Below are 20,405 nucleotides of genomic sequence, written 5' to 3'. Positions count from 1 at the left end.
TTTCTAAAACACCTACCTCCATAAATTTATTGTTGATTATTAAGCAAAACATTAATATCACTATCAGTAAGGTTCACATGATAAAATTCTGAATAAAATTCTTTGGTAAGTTTATTTAAATCCATATCCTTGAATTTATCAGGATACAACATTTTAGCTGTCCATGGTATTCCTATTATTGTATTAATTCCTGGTGGTCTGTCAACCCAATTAAAAGGTTTTGTAGGTGTTAAATATATTCTATGTTCCTTTACAGCTTTTACATTTTGCCAGGAACTGTCAGAGTAAACACTTTTATAAAATTGAGGATTATTTGTTATAATAACGTCTGGATTCCACTGGAGTACCTTTTCTATTGAAACTTCTGAGGTGTTATTAATTCCAGTGCCCCTTGCAATATTTAGTCCTCCACAAAGATATATAAGTTGAGTGTGTTGATTGTTTTTTAAACTAGCATAATTGGTTTTAAAAGCTGATGGTCCTGAATCATAATCAGTTTGTAAGCCTTTAGGTCCTTCAGCATAATAGACCTTTACTTTCTGTTCATCTGGTATATTTGAAACTTTACTCTCTACTTCTTTCTTTACATTGTTATAAAAAGATATCAATTTGTCTGCCTTTTGCTTTGCTCCTAAAACCTTTCCCATAAATGTAATGTATGGGACAAAATTTTGAGTATCCAAATCATGTACAACTACCACAGGTATGTTTCCAAGTTTTTGCTGCCTCACCTTAGTTATAGAATTATTTTCAGAGTTATCCATAACTATATCTGGCTTCATGGATATATATGTCTCATAATTGATATCATTTTTCCCAGACCAAGAACCTACCATAGGAAGTTTTTGATATTTTTTGAGTATGTATTTTGCATTATCTGGTGAAAATTTCATATTCCAGCCTACCAACTTTTCAGGAGCAAGCATGTATACTGCTGTTGTAGTAGCAGGAGATACTGACAGTACCTTGTTTATATTAGCTGGAATTTTAACGTTTCTTTCTGCCATATCTGTAATACTTACTTTTTCTGTTTCACTGACTGCAGAACTTTTTTTATTTCCACATCCAAAAAACATAATTAGGACAAATACTATAGCCATAACAACTACTATAGCTCTTTTACTTATCCTACGTTTCATTTTTAAATCCCCCCTCAACCCTATTTTTTAATTTGTAGTACTGCATAATTTTATCTCTTACATGTTCTTTTACCTCATAAATGTCATTGCGCTTAATATACTCCCACCCTAACCACTTAAAAGACGCATTCTGGGGTAAATTATTATCTATTGCAGCATTTGCCGAAGGAAAATAATATGAAGCGCATTTTTGCCCATATTCACTCCCTGTAATAAAATTTATTATTTCCTTCAGTTCATTAATTTTTGACTTTTTTACAAGCATATATATAGGCTCTGCAATTGCTCCATCTTCAGGCCAAACTACAGAAACATACTCCTTTCTTGGACACACTTTAGCAAAAAACCATGAAAGCACATATATTGCAGCCCCTTCATTATTTAAAGTTCCTGCTACTTTAGACATTTTTGAAGCATGCCACCCTTCCTTTATGTTAGCTGCCAACATTTGAAGTCCTTTTTCAGCATAATCTTTATATATGTACAGAGGAAGGAGCTCTCCTATACCTTTTTGTGATCCTGAAACAATTATGTTATTTTTATATATAGGCTTTAAAAGATCACTCCATTTTTTCGGCATTGGAAGGTTACCCAATTTGTTCTTGTCTACAAGCATTACAAGCGGAAATACAGAATAAACTGAATAATTACCATCAGGGTCTTCTAGTCCTGCTCTTACAAAGTCCTCATTTGCATTTTTTTCTATTACTGATTTAAAATATCCCTTGTAAACAAATTTCTCTATGAAATCCTTTCTAAAAAAGTTTCCAAATGTAACAGAAGCTACAATGTCAGGAAAGTCTTCTATACTTTTTACCTTCCAGATATCATCATACTTATCACTTCCACCACATCCAACAGCTATATGGCACTTGAATGTTTTGCCTGTTAATCTTTTATATTCGTTAAGTTTCATTTGAAAGTTTCTTCTGAAGATTTGCTGCATAGGACATACAATATGAGCTAAAAAATTAGTTTTTCTTATGGATACGTCTTCTTCCAACATGTGTACTTCCTCCTTTCTGCATTCAAAAAATTTAATTTTGAATATTTTAGAGATTTAAACATTCTCGCAGCGATGTATCAACCTATTTTTATCATAATTTATATAAGCATTTTGATATAACAAAAGCACCTAGACGTTATATGGTCCAGGCGCTCTTGTTTGTTTCAAATTACTATCACATTATTTCTGGTCAATTCTATTATCGCCAGTTGTGTAATAAATACTATTACATATATAACATGTTTATATTATATTATATTTTTGTTAAATTTGCAACAAAACATAACATAACATATTAAAAAAATATAAAATATATTGTTTTAGTTATTTTATATTTACTTATATCTTGTTAACTTTCATTTAATTATTCTATCATACGTCTTAATTGATCACGGGTACACAAGCTTTAATCTCTTCTCCATTTGAATTAGGTACGCTAATAATCTTTACATCAATACCATATGCTTCTTTAAGCATATCTTCTGTAACAACTTCATCTACATTACCTACTGTAAATACATTGTTTCTTTGCATAAACGCTACTTTCGTAGAGCATATAAATGCATGATTAGGATAATGTGACGTCATAACAACTGCTAGTCCTCTTTTAGAAAGCTTTTTTATTTGATTCAATACTCTAATTTGATTTCCGAAGTCCAAATTAGAAGTTGGTTCATCCATTATAAGCATTTTAGGAGATTGTGCAAGTGCCCTGGCAATTAAGACCATTTGTCTTTCCCCACCGCTTATTTCCGTATATATCTTGTCTTTTAAATAGGATATATTTAAGATATCTATAGCCTCCTCAGCAATATCTTTGTCCTCTTTTGTAGGAGAAGAAAACATTGAAAGATGGGCAGTTCTGCCCATCAATACTACATCAAAAACTTTGTAGGGAAAAGGAGGTGTATGAGCCTGTGGTACATACCCAATATTTTTAGCCAGCTGTTTTCTAGACCAGTTATGTATATTTTCTCCATCCAAGAGTATTTCTCCACCTTTAAGCTTTAAAAAACCCAATATAGTCTTAAAAAAAGTAGTTTTACCTACACCGTTTGGTCCCAATAGGCACAATATTTCTCCTGAACTCACACTCATGGATATATCTTTTACAACCACTTTTGTACTATAACCACAACTAACATTTTTTATTTCTAACTTCATATCCGCCCTCTCCTCCTTTTATCAGATTATGACATTTAGGACGTTTCTATTTTAATCTAAAGTACCACCAAGCTTTGTATAAGTAGTTCCATAAAATTTTTGATAAAAATCATCTACTTCTTTTGTTATGTTTGTATCTTTAAATACTTCAGGATTTGTTTTTGTATTTAACCACATTATTCCTAAAATCGTCTGCGGGCAAGGCATATCCCATGAACTCATTTTTGAAGGTATCAAATAAACTTTTTTATTTTTCACAGCATTTACATCTTTTAAACCATCATTATTAAGTACATCCTGAGGTTTTACTGCAGAATATTGTGTAAGAATTATTATATCAGGGTTCCAGCTAATTAACTGCTCTGCAGATATTTCACTCCACTTAGCACTTTTACTTAAAGGACCTGCCACATTTATTCCACCGCCTAATTCAATAAATGAGTTTTGAAACATATTCTTTCCTGGAGTTAAATACATACTTCCTCCTGCCATATATACTTTAGGCTTATTTTTTTGATCTATACCTTTAAGTTTATTATTAATAGAATCTAACTTTTTTGTATAATAATCTATAAATTCATCTGCCTTTTTTTCTTTACCAGTAACTATTCCTAAATTTTTCACAGTAGCTTTTAATTCATCAAGACCCTCTGCATTCACAACAAAAACTTTAATATTAGCTTTTTCAAGGCTTGGTACAACCTGTTTGTTCTTTTTTTGTATAATAACAAGATCTGGTTTAGCAGCTGCTACTTGTTCCACATTTAACTCATTAGCATCTTTAGTAGCAGACGATTTACTTGCACCTGCTTTTGGTGAAGAACCTAATGGATTTTTCATAACCTTTCCATCTATACCTAAAATATTATTTTGTTCCCCTAAGGCACACAATATCTGTGTTGCTACAGCATAATTAGTTAGCACCTTTTTAGCTGGCTTGGATAACTCTATTTTTCTTCCTAATCCATCAGTAACAGTAATTTTTTTATTGCTATCTGCAGTAGTTGTACTTGTAGAAGTCGTGCTTTTTCCACAAGCTCCAAAGATACACACTATTAATAATAGAATTAAAATTTTAGATATTTTTTTCATTTTTTCTTCCCCCATTGATTTTTTTAACTTATATTTTTCTTCAACCTTACATTATTTTCTTGTAAAGTTCGAAGAATTTTACCTTCCATAAAATTTCTATTATTTTCATCAATTCTAATTACCTGTACATCTTCTCTCTTTGCTATTTTCTGTACGAAATCCCCATCACATTCTCTTAACACTCCTATAACAGGCTTATCACTATTAAGTATTTTAAAAATGGTATCTTTGAATAATGATACATTTTCCTCCATAAATCCTAATTCATCAAGTACTACTAAATCTCTGTTATATAGGCTTTTTAAAAGTACATCATTAGCTATAACATTGAATATATCCATATCTATATACATTTTTTCTTTTTTTATATCATATCTTCCAATAATATAATTATCATCCGAGTTATAAAGTGAAATAACTTTAAAAATTTTCACTCCTTCTGTAAACTCTTTTTCTTGAATAAATCCGCCTATAGAGCAATCTATATTTTTAATAACTTTTTCTAATAATTTAGATTTACCAATCCCCTTCTCACCAGTAAAAAAAATTTTTTTCATATCCATCCTCTTCTTCCTTTAATCAAAAGATAAATAAAAAATGGTGCTCCAATTAATGACGTGAGAATTCCTAATGGAATCTCCACAGAAAAAGCACATCTAGCTATGTCATCAACTAACAAAAGGAATGTACCTCCAATCAATAAGGAAGCAGGCAATAAAACTTTAAAATTAGGTCCCACAAACATTCTTGCTATATGAGGTATTACAAGCCCTATCCAGCCAATAATACCACTGATTGATACGGCTCCAGCAGTAATTAAAGTTGAACAAAGTATTATAACTATTCTTAACTTTGAAGTATCTACGCCTAAAGACTTTGATTCCTCATCACCAAAAGAAAGTACATTAAGTTTCCACCTCAATAAAATTAGCGGTACAATTCCTATTATAAATGGTAACGATAATATTTTGATATCTTTCATAGTGACAGAAGATAATCCTCCCATCAAATAGAAGGTTATAGCCGGGAGTTTGTCATAGGGATCAGCCACATATTTTGTTATAGAAATAAAAGAAGAGAATAAAGCCGAAACAACCATACCTGTAAGCACAAGTACTAATGTAGCATTATTACCTCTTCCTATGATTAAACTTATTAAATAGGTTATACTAACTGCTGCAAGTCCAAATAGAAATGCTGAAATCTGCACACCAAAGCTGTTAAATGATAAAAGTATTCCAAACGCTGCACCAAATCCCGCACCAGAAGAAGCTCCAAGTATATCTGGAGATACCATTGGATTTTTAAATAAGCCCTGATATGCAGAACCAGCTATAGCTAAACCTGCCCCAACTAGTAATGCAGACAAAATTCTAGGAATCCTGACATTAAATAAAACTGTGCTAATAGTTGCATATTTTGAATTATCCATCCCTGAAACATTTGATAATATAACATTAAAAAATTGTGATACTGATATAGGATATCTACCTAAAGCTAAGGAAATGAAAAAAGAAAGTATTGGTAACAAGGCAATAAGTATCATAATATAAGTTGTTTTTGATTTTGACATAGATTTTTCAGACGAATTAGCCAGTTTCATTTCTTCTAGCATATACTTGTCCTCCTTTTAAACTCTAATTAATCACCTTACAAAAGTTGTCTTTTATTGTTTGGTGTTTAATAATTTATTAACATCACTGTCTGTAAGATTATAATGATAAAAATCAGTATAAAATTCCTTGATAAGGCTATTTAAATCCATATTCTGAAATTTATCTGGATACAGTATTTTAGCAGTCCATGGCACCCCAAGGATTATGTTTACACTAGGAGACCTGTCGTACCAATTAAAAGGATCGCTTGGCACAAGATATACCTTATGATTTTTAACAGCTTTAATCCCTTTCCATACAGGATTGGAATAAATTCCTTTATAAAAATTAGCATCAGTAGCTATAATCACATCTGGGTTCCAGTTTAGTACCTGTTCTGGAGATACATCAACCATACCCATTTTATCTAATGCTACCTGTGCTACATTGATTCCACCACAAATATCTATAGGCTGTGTGTGTATAGATTTAGCCGGGGCAGTCTGAAGACCATTTGAGCCTTCTGCATAATATACCTTTACTTTTTGATTATCTGGAATAGTAGCTGCTACGCTTTTAGCTTGATTTATTACTTTATTATAGAAGGCCACTAGTTTTTCGGCCTGCTGGCTCTCATTGAGCATCTTACCCACAAATCTTATATAATTCGGAAAATTTGCCAGAGTAACAGTATCTGTTACACCTACAACCGGGATATTTCCCAGGTTCTTCTGGTCTTCTTCTGTGTCCTTTTTTACTGCATCAGCTTGGACAGCATTATGTCCTTCATCAATTATCAAATCAGGTTTCAGCGACATATATTTTTCATAATTACCTTTGGTTGTACCATACCATCCTCCCACAACAGGTAATTTCTTGTATTTATCAGGTATGTACTTACCTGTCATTTTCAAATTCCATCCCATAAGTTTGTCTGGCGCAAGCATATATGTTAGCATTGTAGCTGGAGGACTGATTGATAAAACACTCTTAATATCGGCAGGTACCTTAACATTTCTATGAGTCATGTCAACTATTTTAATTGTATTTTTTTTAGTCGATTCACTACTGCTTTTACCATCACATCCAATAAATGTAGAAGCAACAAATACCATAGCAATAATAGCTGTTATACTTTTTTTACTAAGCGCTTTACATTTCACTCTGTTTCCCCTCCATTTCTTGTTATAAGCTCGATAGGACAGCGCAGTTCAACTTCAACCTTAGCTCCTGCTTCATATCCATCAACACTTCCTGGTATGCATAAATGAGCATTTGCATAAATCAAGCCTTCAATAACAGGCCTGTCACGACCAATTACTGGCGTACCTTTATACTGACCATCCTCATATTTTACAATAATACGTACATAAAAATCGAATGGGCGCTTTGATACAATTGGCTTTGTAAGAACTACTTGTAACCTTTGCGGCTTTATGGTTGGTTGAAAAAGATATTTATTGATAAGAGGCATAATATACCAATCTACCGTATATTCAGCTCCAATTGGTGGGCCTACGATTCCAATTACAGGCTTTCCATAAGCCACGGTAAATGACGTATGTTTACCTGGTCCATGTTCTACTTCATGAGCTAGTACTTCTCCTACTTCTCCTAACATTTTTATATTATAGTCTTCAGTACCTTTTGATGATCCTCCATTGATTATTACAATATCCGCCTTTTTTAAAGCATCAAGAAGTGTATTTATAATTTTTTTAGGATCATCTGGAACGATATCATAAACTAGCGGCTGTCCTCCCCAAAGAACAACTTTTGTTCTCATCATTATACTATTAGACTCAACATTTTTTCCCAAGGGTAAGGGTGTTCCTACAGGAACCAATTCATTACCTGTAGGTATAATAGCTACTACAGGTTTTTGCAGCACGTCAATCTTATCAATTCCCCCCATAGCAAGTATTTCAAGATGAGATGGTGTAAGTAACGTATGGGACTTTACAAGTACATCACCTTTTTTCATTTTTTGTCCTACAGGCTGAGTGAGTTCTCCTTTTGCTGAAGGTGCCTTTAGTATTTTTATGTTATCTAATTTGTCTACTTCAACTTCTTCTATTTTGATAACGGTATCATAATCCTTTTTAATAGCAATTCCAGTATTTGCAAAGTCATATTGTACTCCTCTTTTCCAACTAGAAGTATCAGGTGTTCCATTCTCAAAATCATGGTAATATACAGCTATACCGTCTAACCTACTAGTAAGACTATTAGGAAGCGTATTCATAGATACAATGTCGTAAGCGCACACTCTTCCTAGTCCATGAATTAGAGGTATTGTTTCTATTCGTGATTTTAAATCACATCTTTCCATTATTCTCTTTAGAGCCTCATTTCTAGGCAGCGATATGTGTTCCTCATTTTCTCTTTTCATTACTTGCCATTCCCCCATTACTATCATAATTTATGTAAGTATTTTATAAACAAAAGTACCCAGACATTCTATAGCCCAAGCACTCGGCTCTGTCTTAACTTAATGCTACACTCCCTGTGGTGAATTTCTATTTTACCAATTACGTAATAACATTTATTACAATTTTAAGATATTTATATTATATTCTATCCTTGTTATGTTTTCAATAAAACATAACAAAATATAATATAAAGTATATTTTATATTTTGTTTTAAGCATATTATGTCACTTTTTATACTGTTTAGGTTTAAAATCAATTGTGTAATATAAATTATTATATTATAATAAATGTAGCAGATTATTGTACCATTAAGTTCATATTTTACCCCAAAATCAACTATATTATGTCAATAAATACATATTATGATGGATTTTTATAGCATTTAGCTATAGTTAAATAAACCTAAAAGGATGTGTTAAATCATGAAAAAACTAAAATTTATACTCATCACTGTTTTTGCAATTATTTTTTTAATAACTGGATGTAATAATGGTGATACATCAAAAAAAACAAGTGAAAAAAGCACGCAGACGAAAACGATTACCGATACTGCTGGACGAAAAGTGGACGTGCCTTTAAATATTAAAAAGATAGGAGATTCCTGGCAAGCTCATAATGAGGTTCTGTGTATTTTAGGCCAAGGAAATAAAATTGTTGCCACTATTCTCACAGAAAAAGGAAGGCCCTGGCTCTACAAAGTAAATCCTCAAATGAAAAATGCAGTGACAGCATTTACTTCAGACGGTGTGAATACAGAAGAACTTATAAAAGCAAAACCTGACATTGTATTTACACCACTAAATGATAAAAGCGTAAATAAAATATCAGATTCAGGAATTCCAACTGTAGAATTAAATTTTACTGATTTTAATAGTTTAAAAAAATGTGTTAAACTTACAGGTGATATTTTAGGACAAGGCTCAAAGAAAAAGGCAGATGAATATGTATCCTATTTAGATGGAAAACTCAACACTATAACTAGTATAACGTCTAAAATACCTAAGGAACAAAGGCCTAAAGTTCTCCATGTAACTTCACTTTCACCAATAACTGTAGATGGAAACAATACAATAATTAATTCCTGGATAGAAGCAGCTGGTGGAGTAAATGCAGCTTCAGAAGTAAAAGGAAATAATAAACAAGTATCCATGGAACAAATATTAAAATGGAATCCGGATATTGTAATATTAAGCAGCAATACATTAATGAAAGTAAGCAATGGCAAAAAAAATATAAACAATTTATTAAATGATCCTTCCTGGCAAAAAGTAAATGCTGTTAAGAATTCAAAAGTATACTTTAATCCAGATGGAGCTTTTTACTGGGATAGGTACAGTGCAGAAGAAGCATTACAAATACAATGGGCAGCAAAAATCATACACCCTGATAAATTTTCTAACATAGATATAGTTAAAGAAACTAGAAATTTTTATAAAACGTTTTTAAATTATGACCTTTCGGAGGAAGAGGCAAATAGAATCATCAATGATGATCCTCCTATTAAATAAATATATTTTAAAATGCATTGGGTGAAGTTTTCTAAACAACACCTGATGCATTATGTTTATCCGATAACTACCTGCTTAGTGGAAGTGAGTATTACCATAGGCATCCATAAGATAAGGAAATATATTTTATATATAAATTTTATTTTAGCATTTTTTCAAGAGTTGAAATATGGCTAGCCTCATTATTAATAATATGGGACAATATTGTATATGTTTTTGTACTTACATCACTTGTATTTTTCACAAATCTACCTTGTACATCAACAAGTAAAGAATACACATCTTTCTCTAAGTCAAGAAAAGACTTCAAATAGTCTCTAACATTATTTATCTCAGGTTTATATACTTTCCTGTTAAACTCATCTATTAAAAAAGACATTTTATCATATATTACAAAATCAATTTCTTCAAATTCCATACCACTTATTACTTTTTTTAGCTTCTCGTAATATTGAATACTTTTATCTAATTGTTTCACTAAAACAACTGACATTATTTTTATAGATTGTTTATTGCACCTTTTTCCTATGTCCTCATATTCAGCTTTTCTTCTAACTGCAATATTTATTGACTTATTAATTATATCTATAATATTGTATCCCATACCATCACTACCTCCAATTCAGACTCTCTACTTCTTATTTCGTGAACTTTTATAAAAGTTTATACTTGTCTATATTATTGACATCACTTTTAAAGTTAATCACTAATTAGCTTTTATATTTTAAGGATATTATGAAAAATGCCAACTTATACGATTTGTTTGTCCTAATTAGTTCTATATAAGGCATTTTCAAAGAAATAGCCAGTCAGTATGCTAGTTATATTTTTTAGTTTACAGTAAATTTATATTTTATTAATACTATTGTAATTATTTCATCACATACCCATCACATACAAATGAGAAATTAGTATATTATAGAATAAATTTCTATAATATCAAAAAACATAAATGTATCTTTAAGATGTTATGGAAGGAGGAAAGAAAAGTGAAAACTATATTTAAAAAAATTCCACTTATATTATTAACACTATTAGTTGGATTCGGAACCGGCTCCACTATAATTGGAAATGGCCCTCAAAATGCCACCAATAATAAATATGTTCTATCTAATTATTTTTCCAGACGGAATTTAGTCCATTCTCTGCCAACTCAGCAGCAACTACCAATTCAGCAGCTGAAAAATAGTGTATCTACAATAAATCTTCCTGCTAATACTGAAAAGTCTAGTAATTGGGCAGGATACATAGATACACCTACTTCTAAAAGTAGCAGCTATACTAGTATTTCTGGTAGTTGGACAATCCCTAATATTCCAACAAATAAGCAAAATGCAGTAGCTGCACAGTGGATTGGTTTAGGTGGAGCAAGTTCTTCAGATCTTCTCCAAATGGGAACCTTAGAAGAAGTAGAAAACGGACAAGCTGTGGCAGAAATTTTTTGGGAAAAGCTGCCTGATGTTTCTCAGAACATAATTAGTGTTCCAATTAATTCAACTATTAATGTTAGTATATCTAAATCATCCAATTCAACATGGAATTTGACATTTGCTGTAACTGAACCTAACGGCCGGACACAAACTAAAACTATATCCACAACGCTAGATTCTTCCTATGAACAAGGAATTGGAACATCAGCAGAATGGATCAGTGAGGATCCTTCTAATGATAACAATCAGCTATATCCTTTAGCAGATATGGGTACGGTAAAATACCAGTCAGCTATGGTAAACGGTGATTTATTGAATGCTTCAAGTAACAAGGTTAATCCTGTTGCAATGGAATCAAGTAATGAAAATGTTGTAATTTATCCTTCTACAATTGGAACAGATGGCGGGTCATTTACAACAACAACAAATTTAAGCTTAACTTCTAGACAAAGGTTGGATAATTTTCCAAGATCTATTTTAAGAGATAATAGCAGCCGCATTCACCCAAGACAATATAGACAATAATTTTATTAGCTGTATACCATCTATAACACTCCCACCACACAATGAAAGCGACTACCACTTGATAAAAAATAAAAGGCCAATTAATTCACTATATAGTGAAAATTGACCTTTTGTTTTCTAATATGGCACCGAGATGTATATTAACCAACTTTTCTAATAAAAAAAGAAGTCAATATTGGGGAATACTAACTTCAAATAATTAAATGGGTTTATCGCCATTAAAAAATAATATGGTACTTTAATATATACTTCTATAATATAAATGTATACCATATAAATCATTCCGTCTAGTGCTTGTCGTTGGATAAATATGAAGCCTATGGAAACTATCTTTATCCAATGACTACCATTTTAATAAGACGTTAAATAATAATTTGAGTTGACATTAAATTTAGCAAAGTATACTATTAATGTCAGAAACCTAATTGTTAGATTTCTAATCATTATATTGCTAATATCTTCCTCATGAAGAAGATTAAAATATGAAATTAAACATATACTAGGAGGTTTTGTATATGGAATATACAAATTTAGCAGGGACAGGTTTAAATGTATCAAGAGTTTGTCTTGGAACAATGACATTTAGTGGGCAGTTAAACGAGCAGGATAGCATTAAAGTTATTAAGTATGCATTGGATAATGGAATCAACTTTATAGACACTGCAGACATTTATAATGGTGGACAAAGTGAAATAATTACAGGTAAAGGTATTAAAGGCTGCAGGGAAAATGTAATTCTAGCAAGTAAGGTTGGAGGACCATCGGGTTCAGGGCCAAACGACAAAGGTCTCAGCAGAAAACATATTATTTCGTCTGTGGAAAATAGCTTAAAACGATTAAATACAGACTACCTAGATATTTATTATATGCATGCACCTGATCCTCTAACGCCATTTGAAGAAACAATGGAAGCAATGACTTCTCTTGTTAAATCAGGGAAGGTTCGTTATATTGGAATCAGCAACTTTGCTGCATGGCAACTAATGGATGCCTTATGGACTTGCGACAAGCGTAACTTGATAACGCCAAGTGTAACAGAAAACGTTTATAACTCAATTACAAGGGGCATAGAGTCCGAGCTAGTACCTTGTATTAAGCAAAACAAGGTAGGCCTGGTTATATATAATCCAATAGCAGGCGGATTACTTTCGGGCAAGCACAGCAAAGATCATCCTGTTGAAAATTCACGTTTTTCCGATTTAGGTGGATATTATCAAAGATATTGGAATGATGACAGTTTTCAAGCAATGGAAAAGCTAACTCAGATTGCACAAAGCCATGGCATGAAGCTGCTTGAACTTGCATTGCGCTGGTGTATTTCTTATAGCTACGTGAACAGTGTAATTATTGGAGTAAGCCGCCTGGAGCACTTGAAACAAAATTTAGCATATTTAGAAAAGGGGCCGCTCTCTAATGAAATCCTTTCGCAATGTGATGAAGTCTGGAAAGAACTGCACGGCAGCAGGTTTTCATATCATCATAATCTATAAGTACTTCTAAATGTAAATTGTAAATCAATGTTTAACACATTTATTTAACGTATCTATAATATATTACAAAGAGCTTACTCAAGATGCGAATTGTTAGTCACCTGAATAAGCTCTCAAGTAAATTTTTTCATATCATTTAATCCTTGAAATATTTCCTCTCTCGAAAAATTTGCTTTGGTAAGATCTTCATCACTTTTTAAAAGTAACATATTATAAAAATCTTTTCCTATTTTAATTAAATCATCTGAAGGATTCTTTTTCAGTTCTTCAAATAGCAAATTTTCTGCTTCATTATATTTACCTTGAAAAATAAGTTTTTTTAGTAATATTGGTAACACATCTTGTATAGTCATTGATTGTACGTCTATATTTTTAAATTCCTTACTCTGTTTATTGAACAATACTTTTCCAGCAAACTCCCCTATAGATTCTATTATTCTCAATATATAATCATCATTCATATTAAACTCCTTCACATTTTATAATTCGATTAGTATCAAAAAAACTATCACCATAATTAATTATCGTCTTATTTTTCAGAAATGTAATCAATATCTATTTTTAATATATAACTTATCCTTTTATACACTATTTTCCTTTCTCTAATATGAATAAGCCAGATATATTGGGAAAATATAAAATTGATATTATATTTTTCATTGATTATATAAGCTCTCTACTTTTATATAGAGTTAGTGTTAAGGAGGTACCGCCGATGACTCTTGGAATTATAAATGTATTTCAATTACTACTTAAAACAACAGTAACGTTCATAGTGCTATTAACCCTAGCAAGAATACTAGGAAATAAACAAATGAGTCATTTAACGTTTTTTAACTATATTACTGGTATTACAATAGGTTCTATTGCCGCAAATATCATTAGTATAGGCAATAAACCATTCATAAACGATCTTATTGGTCTAACTTGGTGGTGTATACTAACTGCCTTAACTGGATATATAAACCTAAAGTCAGGAAATATAAGAAGTATCATTGACGGCCAGCCAACTATTCTAATAAAAAGAGGAGAAATCATGAAACAATCTCTATCCTCAAGTCGTCTTAATATGGATGATTTATCAATGCTGCTTAGAAAACAAAATATATTCTCTATTACAGAAGTTGAATACGCAATATTGGAGCCAGATGGAAACTTAAGCGTAATGAAAAAACAATCACAACAACAAGTAACAAAATCAGATATGAAAATTCCTTATTCTACTAGTAAATATATTCCTTCTGAGATAATTGTTGATGGTAAAATAATAAACCATAACTTAGAAGAACTGAATTTAAATAAAAACTGGTTAAAGAAACAACTTAAACAACAAAATATTGCCTCTATAGAGGATGTTTTCTATGCTGAAATTCAAAGTGATGGGACTTTATTTATAGATAAAAATTAAACCCTAGTTACATCCACCATATTAATCTCCGTTAATTCATAAAATTTTGCAATTCTAAATTATTCAATAGTAATTATATCATATTTTTAAAATCAATTTATTAAAATAGTTGTCTTTTCAAGAGTTTTTAACTGATTGTTACTTTTTCCTATAGCTAAACCAATTATTGTTTGTATTTTTTTCTGTTGCATACTATAAATCTTATTACCTAAATTCTTACCAAATTGATTTATTAAAAATTCATGCATAAAATTTATCCTTTACAGCCTATAAATAACCATTTTTTTTCATATCTTTTAGTGTGTCTAGTTGCTGAAGGTTATTTACGACATCGTATTTTTTTCCTATACTTAATAACTTATTTAAAATATACTTATGCTTATTCCTACATAACAAAACTGAATAAATACCAAGTTTATTTGCACCAATACAGTTTTTTAAATTATCATCAACAAATATTGCATTTTGAGGCAGCACACCTAATTCATCCAACGCAGTTTGATACATAATACTATCAGGTTTAGTAACTCCTAGCACTGACGAAATAATAAATGTAGAAAAATACTTTCGCAATTTTACTGCTTCAAATACACTATTTAAAGATGGCCATGCATCAGATACTACTCCTAATTTATATTTTTTTCTCAGCATACTAATTACACCTGCTACTTCCTCAAAGAATACATACTTTTTGGGGTTGTATACTAAATCTTTAGCAACATTTTCCACATTATCCGTGCTTAAACTTAATTCAGGAAATCCTTTAAAAAATATATTATAATATTCAACAAAATGCCTATATTCTTCTTCTTGCGTTTTAATTAACTTGCACGAATTTATATAATCATATGCTTTTTTAAACGAGAGTTTCTTTCTATCCTTTGAAATGCTGTTAAATACGTTTTTATCAACATATTTGAAAAAATTAGGTGTGATAAACCAATTGCCAGATCGAGGATAATTTAACACACGACCAGAATCAAATAAAATTGCCTCAATATTTGTACTCATAATAATCTCTCCTATTCATAGTACAACTTATGCACTAATTATAACGCCAATTATCTACTAAAGCACATTATGTTTTTATCTGATGGATACCTACTACGCACACAGCGAAAGCAACTATCACCAAATCAAAGATTTGGTATATCTGCTTTTTCCACTAAATAAGATCCACTGATAACTATCTCTCCATAAACACAGATAGCGGCTAAAAAATGTGTCCATAATAAAAGCCAATGGAAATATCAAAATGCATATCCCTATTTTACTAAATGTTCAAAGCTTTTCCTTCATTAAAATATAATGATTATTACATCTTATTTTAACAATTATATGTTAGAATAATATTGTTTTTGTTGAAAATTTATGTAATACTTTACGGGTGATAAAATGTACAAGCTTTTAATAAATAAAAAAATATATAGAAATTTAGATGTAACTACGCTGCTAGTTGCAATCGCAATATCCTTTTTTGGCATAATGAACATTTATAGTGCTACACATAATCAGTCTAATTATTATTATGCCAAACTACAGTTATTATGGGTTATATTAAGTACAATAATAATCTTCCTAATTTTGCTTATTGATTATAGAATTATAGTTCAATATGCCAATTTAATATACTGGAGTGGTGTGGGAGTCCTATTATTTAATGATGTAACCAGTAAAGCAATAAAAGGTGCTTCTTCATGGATAAGGATCGGAAATAGAGCACTAGAACCGGCTGAATTTGTAAAAATAGGATTAATATTAATTATTGCTAAAAAATTAGAAGAAATGGATTGCAATATAAATAACTTAAAAAATTTTTTAATACTGTGTTTTTACGCTTTTATACCAATTTTCTTAATAATAATACAACCTAACTTAGGTATGGCACTAATATACTTATTTATAGTTTTTTGTATCTTTTTCATTGCTGGTCTAAACTTAAAGTCTATAATAATAGGAATTGCTTCTTCAATACCCTTATGCCTTATTATTTGGTTTAGCGGAATTCTAAAAGAATATCAAAAGCAGAGAATAACCTCTTTTATCAACCCTGGAGCATACCAACAGGATGTTAGTTTCCAGCTTACACAATCCTTAATAGCAGTAGGTTCTGGAGGATTACATGGAGCAGGATTTTTAAAAGGTGCTCAAGTATCTGGTGGATACATTCCCGAAGTACACACAGATTTTATATTCTCTGTCATTGGAGAGGAATGGGGACTCATTGGATCTACAATACTTTTAGCAGCATACGGCATATTAATATATAGAATCATAAAGTCAGCAAAAGATTCAAAAGATTCTCTAGGAAGATTTATATGTATAGGTATAGCAGCTTCCCTCATTTTCTCTGTATTTCAAAATATCAGTATGACTATTGGAATTATGCCTATTGCAGGAATAACTCTTCCCTTTGTAAGTTATGGAGGAAGTTCTAGTTTAGCTAATTTTATCTCATTAGCCCTAGTTTTAAATATAAGTATGAGAAAATATTTTAATATTTAAATCGTTTTACAAATATAAAAACACCGTAAAATTCAGTTGAATAATACGATGTTTTTTAATACTATACTACTACCAATTTTTGCTTTCTAGTTCAAAATACGATTTAGGATGTGAGCATACAGGACATTTTTCAGGTGCATTTTCGCCAATGTAAACATATCCACAGTTACGACATATCCAAACCTTTTTTGCATTTTTACTAAAAACCTTGTTTTCTTCTATATTCTTTAAAAGTTCATTATATCTTTCTTCATGATGTTTCTCAATTTCTGCTACCATACTAAATAATCTAGAGATATCATCAAAGCCCTCTTGCTTAGCTTCTTCTGCAAATTTTTTATACATTTCAGTCCATTCATAATTCTCTCCACCAGCTGCAGATTTCAGATTTTCTGAAGTATTACCTATACCATTTAAAAGTTTAAACCAAATTTTTGCATGCTCTTTTTCATTATCAGCTGTAAGTTGAAATATTTCACCAATCTGTTCATATCCCTCTTTTTTAGCAGCTGAAGAAAAATATGTATACTTGTTTCTTGCTTGAGATTCACCTGCAAATGCAGATAACAAATTTTTTTCTGTTTTGCTTCCCTTTAATTCCATTTTACACACCTCTAATTTAAATATTTTGATTTAATTGATTAAATTTATTTTCTTAGGGACTCTACATATAAGCAAGTCCAATTATTATACTTTATTTAATTTATTTTTGTTTTGGGAATACAATTACATGTTAATTTGCTTTTCATAATCCACGAATATTACATCATACTTTTTATACATATTTTTACATAAATTACACTTATAGATTTGATTTAATTGTGCCATTTCCATTCTCTTCAATAAAAATACTTTACTATTAGTATACCATTTATTAGCTAAAATTCATATAAAAATTTTCAAGTAATTACATAATTTAACGTGAATTTGATAAATTAAACAGAAAAGTTTAAAGCATAAAAAATGACAAGAGAGTTATTCAAAAACCTTTAAGTATTGTAAAAATTATTAACTATAATCAGGGTTACCACTTAAACAAGTGTTTTCGGTACCATCAATTCTTACCTTAAAGGATACGCTTTCATTGCCATAATATATCCAACCATTTTCTATTTTAGTTATATTATATTGTATACCAACAGGAAGACAACCTTGCTTATATTTTGTTGTATCTACTAAGACAGTATACCCGGTCAAGTCCTTTTTTATTTTGCATAAAAATGATTCTTTTGTGTCCCATTCATCTCCAACACTCATGCTATATGTTTTATAGTAATATAACCAATCTCCATCTACAACAACACTAGTTACATTATCTGCGTAACCAGTAGTGTTATTATCCTTTTCAAATCGACTAATTTCAAGGCTGCCTATAATAGTATCATTTATAGAACCAGTACCACCTAATACACTAAAAGACTTACTTAAGCATAAAAAGTCAAGAGTAGGTACAATATTATCGTAATTCTCAATATCTAAAATATCACCATTATAAATAGTAAGTGCTTCCAAAGAACCATTTACCAATGCAATAGCAGAAGAATTTTTAGCAGCCAAAGCTGAACCTGCCAAAGCATCAGGAAAATTTTCACCACTTGCTAAGTAAATATTACTAAGGTTTAGATCATTTCTAAACTTATTTAATACTGCAATATTAGTATCATATCTGCTACTGCCATTATAAAATTTATTGCTATTCCATATTCTCTCGCTGTTAGGAAAACTATTTGCAATACTGCCGCTTACTACATCCTTTTCTCCTATAACATATGTTTTTGTTATTTTGTTATTCTTTATATAATTAGCTACAGACTCAGGCAAAGTATTTGGCAGCGTAAGTATAACTGGCATAGATTTTTCAGCCGCAATAGGTGCTATAGATAAAGCATCAGCAAAATTTTCACCATTTACTACTACAACTTGTCCATTAAAATTTAATTGTTCTGCAATTTTAATTGACGTTTCATATCTATTTTGTCCCCAAAGTCGTGTAGTTTTAATATTAAGTCTTTCAAGTTTATTTTTAATGGTATCAGATATTACTGATGGACCTCCAATAATAAATACTTGTTTTACCCCTAATCTTTGTAACTCATTTTCAACTCTACTATCTAAATCTGAGTCTGGATTTAGTAGAATAGGTGCATTATATTTTTTAGCAAGGGGAGCTGCACTGAGAGCATCTGGAAAGTTTTGCCCGTTAGCTAATACAGCATATTCTGAACCATTAGCCCAACCATTTTTAGAAACTTCGATAGCAGTAGCATATCTATCATCTCCACAGATACGCTGAACATATGAAGCATAATCTGCAGCCATTACTTTAGATGACATAAAAAAAGATATACCTATAGCACACAATACAAATATTAATTTGTTTTTAAACATTTTACTCCCTCCATTATTAATACTTTTATATAATAAATGTAAAAGTATATTACAATTGTACCATAAAATAACTTAATCTTATGTGCTAGACATTAGCTGGGTTAGTTCCGCAATCCTATCTATCTCAATTTCATCAATTCTTACCATTACAATTTATTCAGCAAAAGCAGAAAAAAGTCGCTATTCATATAAATTTTTTAGCAGCGACTTTATTTCTCTAACAATCACTATTAGTATTCTAAATTATTTTAAGCTTTCTATTATTTTTTCAAGTCTTTCATCTTCATCATAATCTATAGATAATCCATCACTTTTATTGCTTGTACTTCATTCATATAATTAGTATCTTTGTCAGTAATCGCTTTATTGATATAATCATAATTATTATTTAAATTATTTATATTTAACAATATAAATAACCTCCCTATGTTATTTAATATTAAATTATAATCCGCACTGTATAAGTTTCTGTTTATATGCATCACAAAAATCTGAAAAATTCGATGGAAATACACCAGGTTTTTCTATATCTACTTTCTTCTCAAATTCTTTTACTGCATCAACAAAAGAAGAACTTCCTAAAGAAAAAGAAGATGTATCAATTCCTTGTCTTTTCATCATATCAAGAATCATACAATAATAACTACTCATATCAGAGCCTTTACTATCAACGCTATCAAAATCCTCCCCACAATCAAAAGCATAATAATATTATTATCGTG

20 protein-coding genes are annotated in these 20,405 nt (G+C 30.6%); 5 read left to right on the top strand and 15 right to left on the bottom strand.

Going from position 1 to position 20,405, the window contains the following annotated elements; genetic code table 11:
- Positions 1-26 precede the first annotated feature (26 nt).
- From CLJU_RS08430 to CLJU_RS08395, 8 genes are all read right to left on the bottom strand, one after another.
- Positions 27-1,139 carry an ABC transporter substrate-binding protein gene (locus CLJU_RS08430; RefSeq protein ID WP_013238378.1) on the bottom strand — a complete coding sequence of 371 codons (1,113 nt, stop codon included), beginning with the start codon at positions 1,137-1,139 and terminating at the stop codon, positions 27-29.
- The gene (locus CLJU_RS08425; protein ID WP_013238377.1) at positions 1,129-2,145 is read right to left on the bottom strand and encodes an ABC transporter substrate-binding protein; all 1,017 of its coding nucleotides are present in this window, start codon (positions 2,143-2,145) and stop codon (positions 1,129-1,131) included. The genes CLJU_RS08430 and CLJU_RS08425 overlap by 11 nt, the downstream gene beginning before the upstream one ends.
- Positions 2,146-2,526: 381 nt before the next feature.
- On the bottom strand, positions 2,527-3,309 hold the full coding sequence (locus CLJU_RS08420) for an ABC transporter ATP-binding protein (RefSeq protein ID WP_013238376.1): 783 nt from the start codon (positions 3,307-3,309) through the stop codon (positions 2,527-2,529).
- Positions 3,310-3,360: 51 nt separating this feature from the next.
- The gene (locus tag CLJU_RS08415) at positions 3,361-4,401 is read right to left on the bottom strand and encodes an ABC transporter substrate-binding protein (protein WP_013238375.1); all 1,041 of its coding nucleotides are present in this window, start codon (positions 4,399-4,401) and stop codon (positions 3,361-3,363) included.
- A 23-nt stretch (positions 4,402-4,424) separates the two neighbouring features.
- A complete protein-coding gene (locus tag CLJU_RS08410) occupies positions 4,425-4,958 on the bottom strand; it encodes a nucleoside-triphosphatase (protein WP_023163432.1) in 534 nt (177 codons plus the stop codon).
- Entirely contained in the window at positions 4,955-6,016 is a 1,062-nt protein-coding gene (locus CLJU_RS08405) for a FecCD family ABC transporter permease (protein WP_013238373.1), read from the bottom strand. Before CLJU_RS08405 ends, CLJU_RS08410 begins: the two co-directional genes overlap by 4 nt.
- Before the next feature lie 51 nt (positions 6,017-6,067).
- The gene (locus tag CLJU_RS08400) at positions 6,068-7,159 is read right to left on the bottom strand and encodes an iron ABC transporter substrate-binding protein (protein ID WP_013238372.1); all 1,092 of its coding nucleotides are present in this window, start codon (positions 7,157-7,159) and stop codon (positions 6,068-6,070) included.
- Entirely contained in the window at positions 7,156-8,388 is a 1,233-nt protein-coding gene (locus CLJU_RS08395) for a molybdopterin molybdotransferase MoeA (protein ID WP_013238371.1), read from the bottom strand. The genes CLJU_RS08400 and CLJU_RS08395 overlap by 4 nt, the downstream gene beginning before the upstream one ends.
- Positions 8,389-8,851: 463 nt before the next feature.
- Between CLJU_RS08395 and CLJU_RS08390 the strand changes: the two genes are divergently transcribed.
- Positions 8,852-9,937 carry an ABC transporter substrate-binding protein gene (locus CLJU_RS08390; protein WP_013238370.1) on the top strand — a complete coding sequence of 362 codons (1,086 nt, stop codon included), beginning with the start codon at positions 8,852-8,854 and terminating at the stop codon, positions 9,935-9,937.
- Positions 9,938-10,076: 139 nt separating this feature from the next.
- On the opposite strand, the gene CLJU_RS08385 is transcribed toward CLJU_RS08390, so the two are convergent.
- A complete protein-coding gene (locus CLJU_RS08385) occupies positions 10,077-10,541 on the bottom strand; it encodes a hypothetical protein (RefSeq protein ID WP_013238369.1) in 465 nt (154 codons plus the stop codon).
- A gap of 385 nt (positions 10,542-10,926) precedes the next feature.
- Between CLJU_RS08385 and CLJU_RS08380 the strand changes: the two genes are divergently transcribed.
- Positions 10,927-11,892, top strand: coding sequence for a G1 family glutamic endopeptidase (locus CLJU_RS08380; protein ID WP_013238368.1), 966 nt, complete (start codon positions 10,927-10,929; stop codon positions 11,890-11,892).
- 515 nt (positions 11,893-12,407) lie between these two features.
- The gene (locus tag CLJU_RS08375) at positions 12,408-13,382 is read left to right on the top strand and encodes an aldo/keto reductase (protein ID WP_013238367.1); all 975 of its coding nucleotides are present in this window, start codon (positions 12,408-12,410) and stop codon (positions 13,380-13,382) included.
- Between the two features lie 113 nt (positions 13,383-13,495).
- Here the strand turns inward: CLJU_RS08375 and CLJU_RS08370 are convergent, their stop codons facing one another.
- Positions 13,496-13,843, bottom strand: coding sequence for a DUF6483 family protein (locus CLJU_RS08370; protein ID WP_013238366.1), 348 nt, complete (start codon positions 13,841-13,843; stop codon positions 13,496-13,498).
- 254 nt (positions 13,844-14,097) lie between these two features.
- Here CLJU_RS08370 and CLJU_RS08365 point away from each other — a divergent pair, with 254 nt between their 5' ends.
- On the top strand, positions 14,098-14,790 hold the full coding sequence (locus CLJU_RS08365) for a YetF domain-containing protein (RefSeq protein ID WP_013238365.1): 693 nt from the start codon (positions 14,098-14,100) through the stop codon (positions 14,788-14,790).
- Between the two features lie 92 nt (positions 14,791-14,882).
- Here CLJU_RS08365 and CLJU_RS22570 read toward each other — a convergent pair whose 3' ends face one another.
- Together CLJU_RS22570 and CLJU_RS08360 are read right to left on the bottom strand one after the other, a co-directional pair.
- On the bottom strand, positions 14,883-15,038 hold the full coding sequence (locus CLJU_RS22570; protein WP_013238364.1) for a hypothetical protein: 156 nt from the start codon (positions 15,036-15,038) through the stop codon (positions 14,883-14,885).
- Positions 15,039-15,057: 19 nt separating this feature from the next.
- On the bottom strand, positions 15,058-15,801 hold the full coding sequence (locus CLJU_RS08360) for an HAD-IA family hydrolase (RefSeq protein WP_013238363.1): 744 nt from the start codon (positions 15,799-15,801) through the stop codon (positions 15,058-15,060).
- Positions 15,802-16,185: 384 nt separating this feature from the next.
- Between CLJU_RS08360 and rodA the strand changes: the two genes are divergently transcribed.
- A complete protein-coding gene (rodA, locus tag CLJU_RS08355) occupies positions 16,186-17,295 on the top strand; it encodes a rod shape-determining protein RodA (protein ID WP_013238362.1) in 1,110 nt (369 codons plus the stop codon).
- Positions 17,296-17,364: 69 nt separating this feature from the next.
- On the opposite strand, the gene rbr is transcribed toward rodA, so the two are convergent.
- The 3 genes from rbr to CLJU_RS08340 all read right to left on the bottom strand — a co-directional run bounded on the left by rbr (position 17,365) and on the right by CLJU_RS08340 (position 20,334).
- Positions 17,365-17,898, bottom strand: coding sequence for a rubrerythrin (rbr, locus tag CLJU_RS08350; protein ID WP_013238361.1), 534 nt, complete (start codon positions 17,896-17,898; stop codon positions 17,365-17,367).
- A 405-nt stretch (positions 17,899-18,303) separates the two neighbouring features.
- The gene (locus CLJU_RS08345) at positions 18,304-19,683 is read right to left on the bottom strand and encodes a cell wall-binding repeat-containing protein (protein ID WP_013238360.1); all 1,380 of its coding nucleotides are present in this window, start codon (positions 19,681-19,683) and stop codon (positions 18,304-18,306) included.
- Positions 19,684-20,127: 444 nt separating this feature from the next.
- Entirely contained in the window at positions 20,128-20,334 is a 207-nt protein-coding gene (locus CLJU_RS08340) for a hypothetical protein (protein WP_023163429.1), read from the bottom strand.
- Positions 20,335-20,405: the final 71 nt, after the last annotated feature.

Origin of the sequence: Clostridium ljungdahlii DSM 13528, from assembly GCF_000143685.1 — a bacterium.
GTDB lineage: Bacteria > Bacillota > Clostridia > Clostridiales > Clostridiaceae > Clostridium_B > Clostridium_B ljungdahlii.
Note: the sequence above shows the minus strand (reverse complement) of the source record. Positions and strands in the feature narration are given on the sequence as shown.